This is a genomic window from Variovorax sp. GW823-FHT04F07 (assembly GCF_058795995.1).
Genome location: NZ_JBXAIG010000003.1, coordinates 439,683 through 455,880, shown reverse-complemented (window position 1 = coordinate 455,880; position 16,198 = coordinate 439,683). Strand labels below are relative to the sequence as shown.

At 70.4% G+C, this 16,198-nt stretch carries 17 protein-coding genes; 5 read left to right on the top strand and 12 right to left on the bottom strand.

The genetic code is table 11. From position 1 onward, the window contains the following. Positions 1-15 precede the first annotated feature (15 nt). The 6 genes from AC1RAA_RS17475 to AC1RAA_RS17450 are packed head-to-tail and all read right to left on the bottom strand — an operon-like array spanning position 16 to position 6,723. Positions 16-507 (bottom strand): MarR family winged helix-turn-helix transcriptional regulator, encoded by a 492-nt coding sequence (locus tag AC1RAA_RS17475; protein WP_070061951.1) that lies wholly within the window; start codon positions 505-507, stop codon positions 16-18. Between the two features lie 36 nt (positions 508-543). Continuing rightward, the gene (locus AC1RAA_RS17470) at positions 544-2,283 is read right to left on the bottom strand and encodes an acyl-CoA dehydrogenase family protein (protein WP_492731021.1); all 1,740 of its coding nucleotides are present in this window, start codon (positions 2,281-2,283) and stop codon (positions 544-546) included. Between the two features lie 5 nt (positions 2,284-2,288). Next, positions 2,289-3,281, bottom strand: coding sequence for a Bug family tripartite tricarboxylate transporter substrate binding protein (locus AC1RAA_RS17465; RefSeq protein WP_062479517.1), 993 nt, complete (start codon positions 3,279-3,281; stop codon positions 2,289-2,291). Between the two features lie 34 nt (positions 3,282-3,315). Then, positions 3,316-4,080 (bottom strand): SDR family NAD(P)-dependent oxidoreductase, encoded by a 765-nt coding sequence (locus tag AC1RAA_RS17460; RefSeq protein WP_492731023.1) that lies wholly within the window; start codon positions 4,078-4,080, stop codon positions 3,316-3,318. 19 nt (positions 4,081-4,099) lie between these two features. Continuing rightward, positions 4,100-5,953, bottom strand: a complete 1,854-nt coding sequence (locus tag AC1RAA_RS17455; protein ID WP_492731024.1) for a feruloyl-CoA synthase — start codon at positions 5,951-5,953, stop codon at positions 4,100-4,102. Further along, a complete protein-coding gene (locus AC1RAA_RS17450) occupies positions 5,950-6,723 on the bottom strand; it encodes a crotonase/enoyl-CoA hydratase family protein (protein WP_062479508.1) in 774 nt (257 codons plus the stop codon). The genes AC1RAA_RS17455 and AC1RAA_RS17450 overlap by 4 nt, the downstream gene beginning before the upstream one ends. Positions 6,724-6,827: 104 nt before the next feature. On the opposite strand from AC1RAA_RS17450, the gene AC1RAA_RS17445 reads away from it, so the two are divergent. Continuing rightward, positions 6,828-7,703 (top strand): amidohydrolase family protein, encoded by an 876-nt coding sequence (locus AC1RAA_RS17445; protein WP_062479505.1) that lies wholly within the window; start codon positions 6,828-6,830, stop codon positions 7,701-7,703. Positions 7,704-7,706: 3 nt separating this feature from the next. Here the strand turns inward: AC1RAA_RS17445 and AC1RAA_RS17440 are convergent, their stop codons facing one another. Beyond that, positions 7,707-8,603 (bottom strand): MurR/RpiR family transcriptional regulator, encoded by an 897-nt coding sequence (locus AC1RAA_RS17440; RefSeq protein WP_492731026.1) that lies wholly within the window; start codon positions 8,601-8,603, stop codon positions 7,707-7,709. Positions 8,604-8,725: 122 nt separating this feature from the next. Here AC1RAA_RS17440 and AC1RAA_RS17435 point away from each other — a divergent pair, with 122 nt between their 5' ends. Together AC1RAA_RS17435 and AC1RAA_RS17430 are read left to right on the top strand one after the other, a co-directional pair. Next, positions 8,726-9,727: a Bug family tripartite tricarboxylate transporter substrate binding protein gene (locus tag AC1RAA_RS17435; RefSeq protein ID WP_070061958.1), complete on the top strand. Its 1,002-nt coding sequence runs from the start codon at positions 8,726-8,728 to the stop codon at positions 9,725-9,727. A 16-nt stretch (positions 9,728-9,743) separates the two neighbouring features. Then, positions 9,744-10,694 carry a M14 family metallopeptidase gene (locus AC1RAA_RS17430; RefSeq protein WP_492731028.1) on the top strand — a complete coding sequence of 317 codons (951 nt, stop codon included), beginning with the start codon at positions 9,744-9,746 and terminating at the stop codon, positions 10,692-10,694. A gap of 9 nt (positions 10,695-10,703) precedes the next feature. Here the strand turns inward: AC1RAA_RS17430 and kefC are convergent, their stop codons facing one another. Both kefC and kefF read right to left on the bottom strand, forming a co-directional pair. Beyond that, a complete protein-coding gene (kefC, locus tag AC1RAA_RS17425) occupies positions 10,704-12,566 on the bottom strand; it encodes a glutathione-regulated potassium-efflux system protein KefC (RefSeq protein ID WP_447787698.1) in 1,863 nt (620 codons plus the stop codon). Between the two features lie 2 nt (positions 12,567-12,568). Beyond that, positions 12,569-13,291, bottom strand: a complete 723-nt coding sequence (gene kefF / locus AC1RAA_RS17420) for a glutathione-regulated potassium-efflux system oxidoreductase KefF (RefSeq protein WP_492731030.1) — start codon at positions 13,289-13,291, stop codon at positions 12,569-12,571. Positions 13,292-13,383: 92 nt separating this feature from the next. On the opposite strand from kefF, the gene AC1RAA_RS17415 reads away from it, so the two are divergent. Together AC1RAA_RS17415 and AC1RAA_RS17410 are read left to right on the top strand one after the other, a co-directional pair. Continuing rightward, positions 13,384-14,004, top strand: a complete 621-nt coding sequence (locus tag AC1RAA_RS17415; RefSeq protein WP_070061962.1) for a nucleotide-binding protein — start codon at positions 13,384-13,386, stop codon at positions 14,002-14,004. 71 nt (positions 14,005-14,075) lie between these two features. Further along, positions 14,076-14,546, top strand: coding sequence for a MaoC family dehydratase (locus tag AC1RAA_RS17410; protein WP_062479484.1), 471 nt, complete (start codon positions 14,076-14,078; stop codon positions 14,544-14,546). A 24-nt stretch (positions 14,547-14,570) separates the two neighbouring features. Here the strand turns inward: AC1RAA_RS17410 and AC1RAA_RS17405 are convergent, their stop codons facing one another. The 3 genes from AC1RAA_RS17405 to AC1RAA_RS17395 form a co-directional block, all read right to left on the bottom strand. Beyond that, entirely contained in the window at positions 14,571-14,861 is a 291-nt protein-coding gene (locus AC1RAA_RS17405; protein WP_492731032.1) for a DUF4148 domain-containing protein, read from the bottom strand. Between the two features lie 115 nt (positions 14,862-14,976). Then, a complete protein-coding gene (gene trmL, locus AC1RAA_RS17400; RefSeq protein ID WP_492680290.1) occupies positions 14,977-15,438 on the bottom strand; it encodes a tRNA (uridine(34)/cytosine(34)/5-carboxymethylaminomethyluridine(34)-2'-O)-methyltransferase TrmL in 462 nt (153 codons plus the stop codon). Positions 15,439-15,469: 31 nt separating this feature from the next. Continuing rightward, complete coding sequence (locus AC1RAA_RS17395; protein ID WP_492731034.1) at positions 15,470-16,186, bottom strand: ComF family protein; 717 nt, start codon at positions 16,184-16,186, stop codon at positions 15,470-15,472. Positions 16,187-16,198: the final 12 nt, after the last annotated feature.

Below are 16,198 nucleotides of genomic sequence, written 5' to 3'. Positions count from 1 at the left end.
CGCCGCGCTCAGCGTTCAGAGATAGATCTTCTGCAGCAGCTTGATGAGCGTCTCGCGCTCGCGCGTGCTCAGGCGGCTGCTGGCTTCGGTTTCGAGCTGCACCACGGCCTGCTCGGCCTCGCGGATCAGCGTCTCGCCGGCCGGCGTGAGGTGCAGGCCGACGGCGCGGCCGTCGTGCGGATGCGGCCGCCGTTCGATGAGGCCGCGGCCGTCCAGCGTGGCCACCAGGCTCACGAGATTGGGCGGCAGGATGTCCAGCGTGTTGCACAGCTGCCGCGAGGTGGCGCCCGGGTTGTGCGCCAGCAGCGAGAGCACCGAGAAGTCGATCTGCTTGAGGCCGTAGGGCGCCATGCGGTCGGCGAACACGGTGCTCACGATCAGCCAGGCGCGCCGGGCGTTGTAGCCGACCAGCCCTTCGAGCACGCGGGCGTCGAGCCGGTCCGTGCGGGGAGACGGCAGGGCGGCGGATTCGGTTTTGGCGGACGGTGTTTTCGCGGGAGGAGGCATGCGGCGAGCGTAACCGCGCGTTGCTTTCTCGAACAACTAGCGTGACGCCTCTTGTGCGGAATGCGCCAGTGCGACACCCTCACAAGCCCGCTTGACGATGCCCAGGCGCATCTCGAACTCGGGCAGCACCCAGCGCCGGAAGGCCGCCGCGGCGCGAAGGCGATCCGCATCGTCGGGCGCGGCCACCTCGATGCGGGCCCAGGCCCACGCCATCAGCGTGAGCGCCGTCACGCGCAGGAAGTCGTCTGCCACCTCGTACGGCAGCACGGGGTTGGCGTGCGCCGCCATCGCCACCGTGGTGCCCAGGTAGCGCAGCTGCGCCAGCCGGCGCTGCACGTCGGCATCGGCCTCGCGCGAGGCGTCGAGCGTGTCGCGCAATTCGAGCAGCACGGCCGACAGCGCCGCGCCGCCGTCGGGCAGCACCTTGCGCACCAGCAGGTCGATGGCCTGGATCTCGTTGGTGCCCTCGTAGATCATGGTCACGCGCGCATCGCGCACCACCTGCTCCATGCCCCATTCGCGCACGTAGCCGTGGCCGCCGAACACCTGCAGGCAGTCGCTCGCGCCTTGGAAGGCCTGGTGCGTGCAGGCGGCCTTGAGCACCGGCGTGACCAGCGAGCACCAGCGCTGCGCGCGCTCGCGGGCCTTGGGGTCGGCGTCGTGCGTGGCGACGTCGAGCATCAGCGCGCTGCGGTAGGCCAGCGCGCGCGAGCCCTCGATCCAGGCGCGCTGGGTGTCGAGGATGCGGCGCACGGCCGGGTGCTCGGCGATCAGGTCGGCTGTCTCGCTGCCGCGGCTGGCGGGCGCGGCACCGGGCGCGCGCATCTGGCGGCGCTCGGCGGCGTAGGCGTCGGCCTTCTGCCAGGCGGCGTCGAGCAGGCCGATGCCCTGCAGCGCCACGTGCAGGCGCGCCGCGTTCATCATCACGAACATCGCGGCCAGCCCGCGACCGGGCTCGCCGACCAGCCAGCCGGTGGCGTCGTCGAAGCGCATCGTGCAGGTCGGGCTGCCGTGCAGGCCCATCTTTTCTTCGATGCGCTCGCAGTGCACCGCATTGCGCGCACCGTCGGGCAGCCGCTTCGGCACCAGCGCCAGCGACAGGCCCTTGGGCCCCGCCGGTGCATCGGGCAGGCGGCACAGCACGAGGTGCACGATGTTCGACGTGAGGTCGTGCTCGCCGCCCGAAATGAAGATCTTGCCGCCGTTCACGCGCACGCTGCCGTCGGCCTGCGCCGTGGCGCGCGTGCGCACCTGGCCGAGGTCGCTGCCGGCATGCGCTTCGGTGAGGCACATGGTCGCGAGCCATTCGCCGGTCGCGATCTTCTGCAGATAGCGACCTTTCAGTTCGTCGCTGCCGTGGTGCTTGAGGCAGGCGTATGCGCCGTGCAGCAAGCCCGGCGCCATGGTGAAGCCGTGGTTCGCGGCGCTGAGCCATTCGTAGAGGATGGCCTCGAGCACCGCGGGCAAGCCCTGTCCGCCGTCTTCGGTGGCGGCGGAGAGCGCAGGCCAGCCGCCGTCCACGAAGGCCTGGTAGGCCGCGCGAAAGCCTGGTGGCGTGACGACCTCGCCGCCGTCGAAGCGGCAGCCGACCTCGTCGCCCTCGCGGTTCAGCGGTGCGATCACCTCGCCGACGAAGCGTGCGGCTTCTTCGAGCACCTGCGACTGCAGCGGCTCGTCGACCTCCGCGAAGGGCGCGAGGGCACGCAGGCGCGTGGGCGCATCGAGCACCGCATTCAACAGGAAGCGGACGTCTTCGGGGCGAGGCTGGTAATGCATGGGGTTCAGGACTCGGCGGTGAAGCCGATCTTCTTGACCAGCGGGCCCCAGCGCTCGTACTCGGACTGCAGCGACTTCTTCATCTCCTCGGGCGAGGAGCCGTGCGCGATCAGGCCCACCGACAGCAGGCCGTCGGCCACGGCCTTGTCCTTCAGCGCGGCCTGGATCGCGGTGCTCGCGACGGCGATGGTCGCGGCCGGCGTCTTCGCGGGTGCGAAGAAGCCGAACCACTCGTCGGCCACGATCTCGGGGAAGCCCTGCTCGGTGAAGGTCGGCACGTCGGGCAGGTAGGCCGGGCGCTGCGCACCCGAGGTGGCGAGCACGCGCAGCTTGCCGGCCTTGGCGAACGGCAGGCAGTCCCCGGCGGGCGTCAGGCACGAGGCGATCTGACCGCCCACCACGTCGTTGATGCCGGGCAGCGAGCCGCGATACGGCACGTGGCGCAGGTCGGTGCCGGTGCTCAGGCCCAGCAGCGCGCCCAGGAAGTGCGGCGTGGAGCCCGCGCCCGGCGAGCCGTAGCTGGCCTGGCCGGGGTTGGCCTTGGCCCAGGCGATGTAGTCCTTCAGCGTCTTCACGCTGGCCGGCACCATCGGGCCGACGGCCAGGCCGTGCGTCATGACGGCGCCGATGGAGATGGGCGCGAAGTCTGGGATGGCGTAGCTGAGCTTGGTGTAGATGTGCGGGTAGATCGACAGCGCCGAAGCCTGCGCGAGGCACAGCACCGAACCGTCGGCCGGCGAGGTCTTGAGCGTGTCGAGCGCGATGCGCCCGCCCGCGCCGGGCTTGTTCTCGACCACCGGGTTGGTGGCGGTGAAGGGCGTGTTGCCCAGCTTGTCGGCCACGCGGCGGGCCACGCTGTCGCCCGCGCTGCCGGCCGGGAAGCCGTAGTAGATCTTCACCTGCTGCTGCACCGCCTGGGCGAGTGCGGCAAGGGGATGCAATGCGGCGAGCGCGGCGGTGCCGCCGAGCGCCGCCGTGAATTGGCGTCGGGTGGTCATGGTCTTGTCTCCTGGTTGTCTGCGGGGGCGGGAATCAGCGCGGCGCCATGCGCAAGGCGCCGTCGAGGCGAATCACTTCGCCATTGAGGTGGCCGTTGGTGACGATGTGGCAGGCCAGCTCGGCGAACTCCGACGGCTTGCCCAGGCGCGGCGGGAACGGGATCGATGCGGCCAGCGAGTGCTGCACCGGCTCGGGCAGTTCCAGCAGCAGCGGCGTGGCGAAGAGGCCCGGCGCCACGGTGCACACGCGGATGGCGTGCTGCGCGAGGTCGCGCGCCATCGGCAGGGTCATGCCGACGAGGCCGCCCTTCGAGGCGCTGTAGGCCTGCTGGCCCACCTGGCCGTCGAAGGCCGCGACCGAGGCGGTGAAGAGCATCACGCCCTTTTCGCCGTTGTCCAGGGCTTCGAGCTTCGCGCAGCGCGCCGCGAACAGGCGCGCCATGTTGTAGCCGCCGATCAGGTTGATGTTGACCACGCGCACGAAGTCTTCGAGCGGCGCGGGGTTGCCGTCCTTGCCGACGATGCGCTTGGCGCTGCCGATGCCGGCCACGTTCATCAGGATGCGCGCGGGGCCGTGTGCGGCCTGCGCCTTGTCGAGCGCGGCGTTCACGCTGTCGGTGTCGGTGATGTCGCAGACGCAGGCGACGCCGCCGATCTCTGCGGCCACCTTTTCGGCGAGTGCGGCGTTGCGGTCGAGCACCGCGACCTTGGCGCCCAGGCGCGCGAGTTCGCGTGCGGTGGCCTCGCCGAGGCCCGAGGCGCCGCCGGTGACGAGTGCGGCTTGTCCTTCGATCTTCATGGGTTGTCTCCTGATTGGGTTAGCGGGGCTTGAGCGTGAAAGGCAGCGTGTCGGCGTGCAGCGCGTCGGCCAGCGCGGCGCGGTGCTTGAGCACGGCGCGCTGGTTGATCGAGCCCTTGTCGGTCACTTCGCCCTTGTCGATCGACGGCGGCTCGGCCATCAGGTGCAGCCGCGCGATGCGGTTGGCGCTGCCGGTGGCGCCGGCCGCGAGCGTGTCCACCACCTGCTGGAAGTGCGCCTGCACGGGTGCGCTCTCGAGCACCTGCTGCAGCGGGGCGTCGCCGGGCAAATCGCAGAGCTGGCGCACCTTCTGCGTAGTGAAGATCAGCGCGCCGACTTCCTTCAGGTTGATGCCCGTGAGCACCGCGTCCTGCACATAGGGCGAGCCGGCCGCGATGATCTTTGCGCGCAGCGGGCCCACGCTCACGAAGGTGCCGGTGGCGAGCTTGAAGTCTTCGGCGATGCGGCCGTCGAAGCGCAGGCCGCGGTGGATGTCGTGGTCGTCGATCCACTTCACCGCGTCGCCGGTGGAGAAGAAGCCTTCGTCGTCGAAGGCCTCGGCCGTGGCGTCGGGCGCGCGCCAGTAGCCGGGCGTGATGTTGGGGCCGCGGTAGCGCACCTCGGTCTTGCCGTCGACCTCGATCAGCTTGAGCTCGATGCCGGCGGCCGGCAGGCCCACGTCGCCCGACTTCACGTCGGGGCCGGTCACGTACAGCGCGAAGGGGCCCGACTCGGTCATGCCCAGGCCGGTGCCCATCACGATGCGCTCGCCGACTTCCGACTCCTGCGTGCGGTGCAGGCTGTCCCACACGGGCTGCGCAAGCGCCGCGCCCGAGTAGAAGAACATCTTCACGCGCGACAGCAGGTTGCGGCGCAGCACGGCGTCGCTCTCCATCGCGTTGGCGATGGCCTCGAAGCCGGTGGGCACGTTGAAGTAGATGGTGGGCGCGATCTCGCGCAGGTTGCGCAGCGTCTCGGCCATGCCGGCGGGCGTGGGCTTGCCGTCGTCGATGAACAGCGTGCCGCCGTTGTCCAGCACGATGCCCACGTTGTGGTTGCCACCGAAGGTGTGGTTCCAGGGCAGCCAGTCGACCAGCACGGGCGGCTCGTCGCCCAGCGCGGGAATCGACTGGCGCAACTGCTGCTGGTTGGCGCACCACATGCGGTGCGTGTTGATCACCGCCTTGGGCATCTTGGTCGAGCCCGAGGTGAAAAGAAACTTGGTGATGGTGTCGGGGCCGGTGGCCTGCATCGCCGCGTCGATGGCGGGCGTGGCCGGCGTGGCGGCGAGCACGTCGAAGCGCGTGGTGGCGCGGCCTTCGAGCGTGCCTTCGGCGAGCACGACCTCGGTGCCGGCAGGCACGCTGGCCGCGATGGCCTTGGCGAAGCGCGCGGCGTCGGCAGCGAACACCAGGCCGGGCGTGAGCGTGTCGATGACGTGGCGCAGCTTGTCGTAGTCCTGGCTCACGATCGCATAGGGCGGCGACACGGGGCAGTAGGGCACGCCGGCGTAAAGGCAGCCCAGCGCGAGCAGCGCATGCTCGATGCCGTTCTCGCTGAGGATCACGACCGGGCGCTCGGCGTTCAGGCCGCGATCGAGCAGGGCTTGTCCGATACCGCGCGCTTCTTCCAGTGCCTGCGCATAGCTCACGCGCAGCCAGTCGCCGGTGCGGCCGTCGGGCAGGCGCTCGCGGCGCGCGATGAAGGTGCGATCGGGCGCCACCTGCGCCCAGTGCGCGAGCCGGTCGGTCATGCGTTCGCGGTAGGCCTGCAGCGGCGTCTCGGCCGTGAGGTAGCGCGTGCCCGGCGCGCCGTCGCGCAGCAGCGCGCGCGTCACGCCGAAGGCCAGCGGGCGGTAGCGGACGGCGGTCATCCCTTGCTCACCTTGGCGCCGCGGCCTTCGAGGAAGTCGCGCACGCGTGCCTTGGCTTCGGGCGCGGCCTGGACGATGCCCGACATCAGCGCCTCGGTGAAGAAGCCGTGGTCGGCCGACTGCTCGGAGATGCGCGGCAGGGCGTGCATCAGCGCGTAGTTGGTGAGCGGCGCGTTGGTGGCGATGCGCTTGGCGAGCTCCAGGGCCTTGTCGAAGGCGGTGCCTTCGTCGACCAGGTACTGCGCGAAGTTGGCGCGCTCGCCGTCCTCGGCGTTGTAGACGCGGCCGGTCATCATCATGTCGGTCATGCGGGCCACGCCGATCAGCTTGGGGATGCGCACCGAACCGCCGCCCCCCACGAAGATACCGCGCGAGCCTTCGGGCAGCGCGTAGAAGGTGGAGCGGTCGGCCACGCGGATGTGGCAGGCGCTGGCCAGCTCGAGCCCGCCGCCGACCACCGCGCCGTGCAGCGCCGCCACCACCGGCACCGGGCCGTGCTGGATCAGGTCGAGCGCGCTGTGCCACAGGCGCGAGTGCTGCATGCCCTGGCCGGCGTCGCGCTCCTTGAGCTCGCTCAGGTCCAGGCCGGCGCAGAAATGCGGGCCCTCGCCGTCGAGCACGGCCGCGCGCACCGTGGCGGGCAGCGTCTCGAAGGTGTCGCGCAGCGCGAGGATCAGGCCGTCGGACAGCGCGTTGCGCTTGGCGCCGCGCGTGAGACGAACGATGGCGACGTCGTCGCGGATGTCGAGGTGGAGGTCTGGATTGGTCATGATGGTGTGCGGGGTTGCGTTGGATTATGGTTATGAGAAATAATCAATTCAAGGCATTGGAGCCTCCCGAAACCTAGGGACTTACCCGAACCGGAGACAACGACATGGACCCACGGAACCTGATCGCGATCGACATCCACACCCACGCCGAAGTGAGCTGTTGGAACCCTTTCGACAACTACGGCGAGGAATACGACCGCGCGGCCGACAAGTTCTTCGGCTCGAACCGCCGCCCCACCATCGCCGAGAGCGTGGCGTACTACCGTGAAAGGAAGATCGGGCTGGTGATGTTCATGGTCGACGCCGAGTCGAACATGGGCCGCCGCCGCATCCCGAACGAGGAGATCGCCGAGGCGGCGCAGCAGAACAGCGACATCATGATTGCCTTCGGCAGCGTCGATCCCCACAAGGGAAAGATGGGCGCGCGCGAGGCGCGCCGGCTCATCGAGGAGCACGGCGTGAAGGGCTTCAAGTTCCACCCGACGGTGCAGGGCTACCACCCCTACGACCGCATGGCCTGGCCGATCTACGAGGTGATCGCCGAGTACAAGCTGCCGGCCATCTTCCACACCGGCCACAGCGGCATCGGCTCGGGCATGCGCTGCGGCGGCGGCCTGCGGCTGGAGTACAGCAACCCGATGCACCTGGACGACGTGGCCATCGACTTCCCCGACATGCAGATCGTCATGGCCCACCCCAGCTTCCCCTGGCAGGACGAGGCGCTGAGCGTGGCCACGCACAAGCCCAACGTGTGGATCGACCTGTCGGGCTGGAGCCCCAAGTACTTTCCGAAGCAGCTGGTGCAGTACGCCAACACGCTGCTCAAGGACCGCGTGCTGTTCGGCAGCGACTACCCGCTGATCACGCCCGACCGCTGGATGAAGGACTTCGAGGCCGCCGGCTTCAAGCCCGAGGTGATGCCCGGCATCCTCAAGGACAACGCGGTGCGCCTGCTGGGGCTCGGAACCCCGGCGGCCTGAGGCTCAGGCGGCGCGCGGCGCCGCCTCGTTCCAGTGCGGCTCCCACAGCGCCGCGCCGCGCTCGAACACGGCGGCCAGCTCCTTCTTGCGGCGCTGCGCCACCGCGGTGATCAAGGCATTGCAGACCGACAGCGCCGCCGTGTACGAATCGAAGGGCGACGCGCTGGAGGTGCGCACCAGCAGCAGGTGATCGGCCGAGGCCGCCGCGGGCGCGGAGGGGCTGTCGGTGACCATGACGACCTTCGCGCCCTTCTCGCGGAAGTACGCCGCCGTGCGCGCGATCGCGAGCGAGTGGCGGCGGAAGGTGAGCGTGAGCAAGAGGTCGTTGTCGTCGATGCGCAGCAGCTGGTCTTCGAGCGGCAGCGCGCCCGCGCCGCCCAGCAGCCGCACGTCGGGCAGGCACAGGTTCAGGTTCAGCGCGAGGTGGCTGGCCAGCGGCAGGCCGTTGCGCTGGCCGAGCACGTGCACGCGCACCTTGCGCTGCGTGAGCAGCTTCACCGCCGCCTCGAACGCGCCCACGTCGAGCGCCGCGAAGGTGGCGGCCAGGTTGTGCTGGTCGTGCAGCAGCGCGTTGTCCAGGCAGCTGCGCACGGAGGTGTCGTCGCCGATGACGGCGTCGGCGCGCGTGGCGGGCGAGGCCAGCAGGGCGGTGACTTCGGCGCGCGCCTCCATCTGCGCCTGGGCGTAGCTCTCGTAGCCCAGCTTGGCGAGCAGCCGCACCACGGTCGAGGCGCTGGTGCCCACCTTTCTTGCAAGGCTCGTTGCAGATTCGAGCAGCCCCTGCGGGTGGTGCGCCTGCAATTCCTCGATGAGGCGTCGCTCGCTTTTCGTGAGCTTCTTGCCGTAGCCCGAGATGCGCTGGGTCAGGCTGGGGGCGGCGGGGGTGTCTGCGTGCGGCATCGGAGAAACCTCATGTTTGCAACGAGTATTGCAAAAATTAGGCCTCCTTGCAAAAATGAATGCACGATTTCGGCCGGACCTGTCCGCCCGATTGCCCGCTTCTTCTGCAGAGAGACCTTGCCATGCGTTCCACCACCCCCGCCGTGCCCGCTCTGCGTCGGCGCGAGATCCTCGGCGCCGGCCTGACGGCGGCGCTGCTGCCCCTGTCCGCGCGCGCCCAGGCCTTTCCGGCCCGCCCGGTCACGCTGGTGGTGCCGTTCCCGGCCGGCGGCTCGGTCGACCTGATCGCGCGGCTGTACGCCGAGCCGCTGTCGAAGGCGCTGGGCACGCCGGTGGTCATCGACAACCGCGCCGGCGCGGGCGGCTCCATCGCCAGCGCGCAGGTGGCGCGCGCCAAGCCCGACGGCTACACGCTCGTGGTGTCGTCGCAGAGCTCGCACCTGGCCAACCCGCTGACGCAGGCCAATCCGGGCTACGACCCGATCAAGGATTTCCTGTCGATCAGCCAGCTCGCGCGCTCCATCAACGTGCTGCTGGTGAACCCGGCCGTGCCCGCCAAGACCTTCAAGGAGTTCGTCGCGCTGGTGAAGTCGCGCCCGGGCGAGCTCAACTTCTGCAGCGCCGGGCCGGGCAGCATGGGCCAGCTCAACGTGGAGCTGATGAAGTCGCAGCTGCAGCTCAACGCCACGCACGTGCCCTACCGCGGCGGCGGCCCGCTGGTGACCGCGCTGATCTCCAACGAAGTGCAGTTCGGCCTGGACAACCTCGCGCCCTTCCTGCCGCACATCCAGGCCGGCAAGCTGCGTGCGCTGGCCGTGGCCTCGCCCACGCGCGTCGCGGCGCTGCCCGACGTGCCGACCTTCACCGAACTGGGCTACCCGGTGCTGAACACCACCTCGTGGATTGGCCTGGCCGCGCCCGCGAAGACGCCGCCCGAGGTCATCGCCGCGCTGCACAAGGCCGTGCGCACGGTGGCCGAGCAGCCGACGATGGTCGAGGCGCTGCTGGCGCGCGGCTCGCTCGCGCCCGAGGCGCAATCGCCCGCGCAGTTCACGGCCATGATGTCGGAGCGGCTCGCGCTGTACGGCGAGATGGTCAAGCGCGCCGGCATCCGCGGCGAGTGAGCGGGCGGCTGGTTCCATGACGCAGACACTGCCGACTTTCGCTCCCGACACCGCACCCTTGGAGGTGCTGCCGCGCGACCTCTCGGCCTACCGCCAGGGCAACACCGGCATCGACTACGTGCACCGCTTCGCGTCGGGCAAGCCGGGTCCGCACGTGCTCGTCAACGCGCTCACGCACGGCAACGAGATCTGCGGCATGGTCGCGGCCACGCACCTGCTCGACACCGGCGTGCGCCCGAAGATCGGCACGCTCACCGTGAGCTTCGCGAACGTCGAGGCCTACGAGGCCTTCGACATCGACCGGCCCTACGAGAACCGCCAGCTGGTGCACAACCTGAACCGCATCTGGTCGCCCGAGCTGCTCGACGGCGACGCGCACAGCCCCGAGCTGCGCCGCGCGCGCGAACTGCGGCCGGTGCTCGACGCGGCCGACTACGTGCTGGACATTCATTCCACGCGCGCGCCCGTGCAGCCTTTCTGGGTCTACCCGGAGTTCGAACGCAATGCAGGCCTGGCGCAGGCCGTCGGCGGCCCGGCGGTGCACCTCGTGATGCCCGTGGGCGCCGCGCCCGGCACGGGCGTCACCGCCTACGGCCGGCACGGCGAGCCGGGCATCGACGGCGGCGCGGTGGTGGTCGAGTGCGGCCAGCACTTCGCGCAGTCGGCGGCCGACCTGGCCACCGACGTGTCGCTGCGCTTTTTGGCGCACCTCGGGCTCGTCGACCCGGTGCCGCGCGTGCCGGTGGCCGCGCGCCGCTTTCGGCTGCTCGAGGTCCACATGGTCACGTCGGACGACTTCGCCTTCGTGCGCCCGGTGCTCGGTTTCGAGACCTTCGACCAGGGTGAACTGATCGCGGTGCAGGCCGGGCGCGAGATCCGCTCGCCCTGCGACGGCTGCACGATCTTCATGCCGACCCGCGCGCCGGTGATCGGCCGCGAGGGCGTGTACCTGACCGTGCCCGTCTGACCTGGGGCCTCAGGACGCCTTCGCGTCGCCCGCTGGTTCGTCTTCGCCGAGCCGGTCCCAGTCCTGGCCCGAGCGCAGCTTGCGCTCCTCGCGCTCGCGGGCCATCTGTTCCTCGAACTGCTGGCGGCCCGCCTTGTTGGCGGCGATCAGCTTGGCGCGGTCCTTGTAGTGCGGGTAGATCTCGTCGCTGAGCTTGAGGTTTCGCTGGCGGAAACGCATCGAGGCCTCGCGCGCCTCGGCCGCCGGCCAGCCCAGCGCCTCCAGTGCCGAGCGCGCGCTGCGCAGCGACGACTCGAACACCTCGCGCTCGATGTCCTGCACGCCGCGGTCGCGCAGCTGGAACAGGTGCGTCACGTTGCGTGCGCGCGCAATGATGCGCGCCTGCGGAAAGTTCTCGCGCACCAGGTCGACGATGTCCAGCGACTGCTCGATGTCGTCCACCGCCACCACGATGGCGCGCGCAGTGCCGGCGCCCGCGGTGCGCAGCAGGTCCAGCCGCGTGGCATCGCCGTAGAACACCCGGAAGCCGAACTGGCGCAGGCCTTCGACGGTGTCGGCGTCGTGGTCGAGCACCGTCACGCGCAGGCCCTGCGACATCAGCAGGCGACCGACGATCTGGCCGTAGCGGCCGAAGCCGCAGATCAGCACCTTGGCGTCCTGCTGCTCCGAGATTTCCTCCAGCTGCGGCCCGCCCGCGTGGCTGTAGCGCGGCAGCACGAACTTGTCGAGCAACACCAGCAAGAGCGGCGACAGCAGCATCGACAGCGCCACCGCGCCGATCAGCAGCGAGGTGGTCTGCGGCGGCAGCACGTCGGGGCCGGCGGCCTGGAACACCACGAAGGCGAACTCGCCGCCCTGCGCCAGCAGCAGCGTGAACACCGGCCGCTCCTGGTAGGCCAGGCCCATGGCCTTGGCCAGCGCGTAGATCACGACCAGCTTGATGACCAGGAAGCTCACCACCAGCAAGGCCATGACCCCCGGGTTGGCCAGCAGCACGCCGAAGTTGATCGACATGCCCACCGCGATGAAGAACAGCCCGAGCAGCAGGCCCTTGAAGGGCTCGATGTCGGTCTCGAGCTCGCGCCGGTACTCGCTTTCGGCCAGCAGCACGCCGGCAAGGAAGGCGCCCAGTGCCATCGACAGGCCGACGAACTGCATCAGCGCCGCGATGGCCACCACCAGCAGCAGCGCGGCGGCGGTGAAGATCTCGGGCGTGTCGCTGCGCGCGATCCAGCGCAGGATCGGGCGCAGCAGCAGCCGGCCGCCGAGGATGATGCCGGCGATCACGCCGACGATCTTCAGCGCCTCGAGTGCGCGGTCCAGGCCGCTGATGGACTGTTCGGCCGCAGTCGCACCGGCCAGCAGGGGCAGCAGCGCAAGGATCGGGATCGCCGCCACGTCCTGGAACAGCAGGATCGAGAAGCCGGCCTGGCCGCTGGGCGTCTTCAGCAGGTTGCGTTCGCCGAACACCTGCAGCGCGATGGCGGTGGACGACAGCGCAAGCCCGAGGGCGGCCACCAGCGCCACGCGCCACGGCGCGCCCACGGCCCAGCCGACGGCGAACAGCACCGCCGCGCAGCTGAGCACCTGCGCCGACCCCCACCCGAAGATCGGGCGGCGCAGGCTCCACAGGCGCTTGGGCTCGAGTTCGAGGCCCACGAGGAACAGCATCAGCACCACGCCGAACTCGGCGAAATGCAGCACGTCCTCGACGCTGGACACGAGGCCCAGGCCCCAGGGGCCGATGGCGATGCCGGCCACGAGGTAGCCGATGATCGAACCCAGGCCCAGGGCCTTGGACAGCGGCACCACCAGCACGGCGGCGCTCAGGTAGATCAGGCTGCTGGTCAGCCAGGCGGGTGCGTGTTCCATGCTCAGGCCGCCTTGTGGGTGCTGCTGCCATTGGCGACGGCCAGGCCGTGCGTCATCGCGCTGTGGAACGCGCCGGCCATCACCTGGCCCACGTCGTCGGATTCGGCGGGGCGGTCGGTCTCGGGCACCGGGCAGGCGATGCAGGCATCGAGCTCGTCCATCTCCGGCCACACCGGGTAGCTTTCCAGGCGCTGCACGAACACCTCGACGTGCGCGGCCACCTCGGCCTCGCTGGCGCGGCGCGCGCCGTGCAGCAGCAGCGGCGGCAGGAAGCGCATGCCGCACAGCGCGGCGGTCTGCTCGTAGGGCGGCAGGAAGGCGTCGAAGAAGTAGCGGTTGTAGCTTTGCGGGTGGTAGCTCGGCTCGGGGCCGCCGGTGGTGGCGACCAGCCAGCAGTCCTTGCCCTGCAGCGCGGTGCCGCCGGGGCCGTAGGCCCAGCCGTAGCCCAGCACGTCGTCGACCCAGAGCTTTTGCAGCGGCGGCATCGAATACCACTGGATCGGGTGCAGCAGCACCACCAGGTCGGCGCGGGCCAGCCGCTCGCGTTCGACCTCCACGTCGATGGCGAAATCGGGGTAGCTGCCGTACAGGTCGTTCACCTCGGCGCCGGGCACGCGCTGCGCCGCGGCGAACAGCCGGCGGTTCACGCGCGAGTCGCGCCAGTGGGGGTGGGCCGCCAGCACATAGATGCTGGCGGGGTTCTCCGTGGATGTTGTTGTCGTCATGTGGCGAACATAACGCAGACGGCCCGCCGTCGCCGACGCGCCACCCGGGGCGACTACCATCCAGCCCTGTTCTCGTTCTGGAGGAGATCCTCATGCCGGTGGTTCTGGTCGCCAATCCCAAGGGGGGCGTGGGCAAGTCGACGATTGCAACGAACATCGCGGGCTACTTCGCGAGCCGCGGCCATGCCGTGATGCTCGGCGACGTGGACCGCCAGCAGTCCTCGCGGCTGTGGCTCGGCCTGCGCCCGCCGCAGGCCCGCCCCATCGCCACCTGGGAAGCCACCGGCGACAGCACCGTGGTGCGCCCGCCGCGCGGCACCACCCACGCGGTGCTCGACACGCCGGCCGGCCTGCACGGCTGGCGCTTCAAGGAGGTGCTGGCGCTGGCCGACCGCGTGATCGTGCCGCTGCAGCCGAGCATCTTCGACATCTACGCCACGCGCGATTTCCTCGACCGCCTGCTGGAAAGCCGCCGCGCCGAGAAGACCCGCATCGGCCTGGTCGGCATGCGCGTGAACGCCCGCACGCTGGCGGCCGACCGGCTGCACGAGTTCATCGCCGGCCTGGGCGTGCCGGTGCTGGGCGAGCTGCGCGACACGCAGAACTACGTGCAGCTGGCCGCGCGCGGCCTCACGCTGTTCGACATCGCGCCGGGGCGCGTGCAGCGCGACCTCGACCAGTGGGCGCCGATCTGCGAATGGCTCGACGCCTGAACTGATCCCGGATTTCCCCGATTCCCGGTTGTCGCAAGTCCGACAGCCAGCCTTGTGCCCTTGGCACCAGAATGCCCCGCATGACCAAAAAGACATTCCAGACCCTTCAGGATCTCGCCGCCTGCGTCGGCCAGGAAGTCGCCGTGAGCGACTGGATCAGCGTGACGCAGCAGCAGGTCAACCAGTTCGCCGAGGCGACGGGCGACCACCAGTGGATCCACGTCGATGTGGAGCGGGCCAAGTCCGGCCCCTTCGGCGCGCCGATCGCGCACGGGTTTCTCACGCTGTCGCTGCTGCCGAAGTTCTTCGAGACGGCGATCGACGTGGTCGAGTCGCGCATGGGCGTGAACTACGGCCTGAACCGCGTGCGCTTCATGTCGCCGGTGCCGGTGGGCCAGCGCCTGCGCGCCCGCATGAAGCTGCTGAGCGCCGAGCCGATTCCCAACAACGGCCTGCAGATGACCTGGGAAACCACCATCGAACTCGAAGGCGCCGCCAAGCCGGCGTGCGTCGCCGAGTCGGTGGTGCGCCGTTTTCCCTGAGCGGTTTTTCTTTTCTTCTTCTCTTTACATCCGGCGGTCGGTGACTTCGCCGTAGGTGGCGGCGCCTTGTCGGGTGATGCCGACGGCGCTCGCGCGCACCGCCGCACGGTCGACGTTGCCCGCGGTCGGGCGGGCCACGCCGGTGCCGCCGTTGCTGATCTGCAGCGGCTGCAGGGCTTGCTGCTGGACCTGGGCGCGCGTCAGGGACGACTGGAAGGGCGCGGGCGGCAGCGGATTCTGCTCGCCCTGGAAGGCATGGGCGCCGCCGGCGAAGGCGAGGGCGGCGATCGTGATGAGGTGCAGGGTGGTGTGCATGGCGGGACTCCTTGGCAGTTGGCGTTGAGGGGCGGATGCCGGTGTGAATCACCGGCATGCCTTCCCATACGCCGCGCAGCACCGATCGGATGTGCCCCTGCCGCGCGAAGGGCCGTCAGGCGAAGTCGTTCTGCCGCCAGGCTTCGAACACCGTGACCGCCACCGCGTTCGACAAATTCAGGCTGCGCTGGCCGGTGCGCATCGGCAGCCGCAGGCGCTGCGGCTCGGCAAAGCCGTCGCGGATCGCGGGCGGCAGGCCGGCGGTTTCCGAGCCGAACACCAGCCAGTCGCCGGGCTGGAAGCGCACGTCGTGCACGGCGCGGGTGCCGCGCGTGGTCAGCGCGAACATGCGCTCGGCCGGCGGCTGCTGCGTGGCCAGCAGCGCGGCCCAGTCGGCGTGGCGCTTGACTTCGGCGTACTCGTGGTAATCGAGCCCGGCGCGGCGCAGCAGGCGGTCGTCCATCGAAAAGCCGAGCGGCTCGACCAGGTGCAGCGTGCAGCCTGTGTTGGCCGCGAGCCGGATCACGTTGCCGGTGTTCGGCGGAATTTCGGGGTGGACCAGGACGATATGGAACATGCGCCGATTGTCGCGGGCGCCGTCGATGGCTTCAGCGCGGCGGGTCGGTCCGCGCCAGCACCACGCCGGTGATGTGCGCCGCACCCGCCAGGCGCAAGGTGGCGGCCGCGGCGAACAGCGAGGCGCCACTGGTCATCACGTCGTCCACCAGCACCACGCGCCGCCCCCGCAGGCCGTCGGCGCGCAGCGGTTCCACGGCGAAGGCGCCGCGCAGGTTGCGCAGCCGGTCGGCGCGCGGCAGGCCGCTCTGCGCGGGCGTGTCGCGCGTGCGCAGCAGCAGGGTGGCGTCGGTCTTGGCCGGTGCCAGCCGGCGCGCGAGCTCGTGCGCCTGGTTGAAGCCGCGCTCGGCCAGGCGTCCGGGCGCCAGCGGCATCGGCAGCACGAGGTCGCACTGTTCCAGCGCCGGCTCCACCCACGGCGCGCTGCGCAGCAGGGTGGCCAGCGGGCCGGCCCAGCCCGCCTCGCCGCGAAACTTGAACTGGGCGATGCAGTCGGGCCACGGCCACGCGTAGGTGCAGGCGGCGAGGCAGGCGTCGAGCGGTGGCGGGTGCTTGATGCATTCGCCGCAGCGCGCCACGCCCTCGGGCATCGGCAGGGCGCAGCCGCCGCAGCGCGGGGTCGGCGGCGCGAAGCGGGCCACGCAGGCGTCGCACACGCGCTGCGCCGGCCAGGCGCGGCAGACCTCGCACTGGCTGGGCAGCCGCGCGAGCAGCGAGGTGAAAGGCCTCAGGGCCCGGCGGTTGTGCATGCCTCAATATAC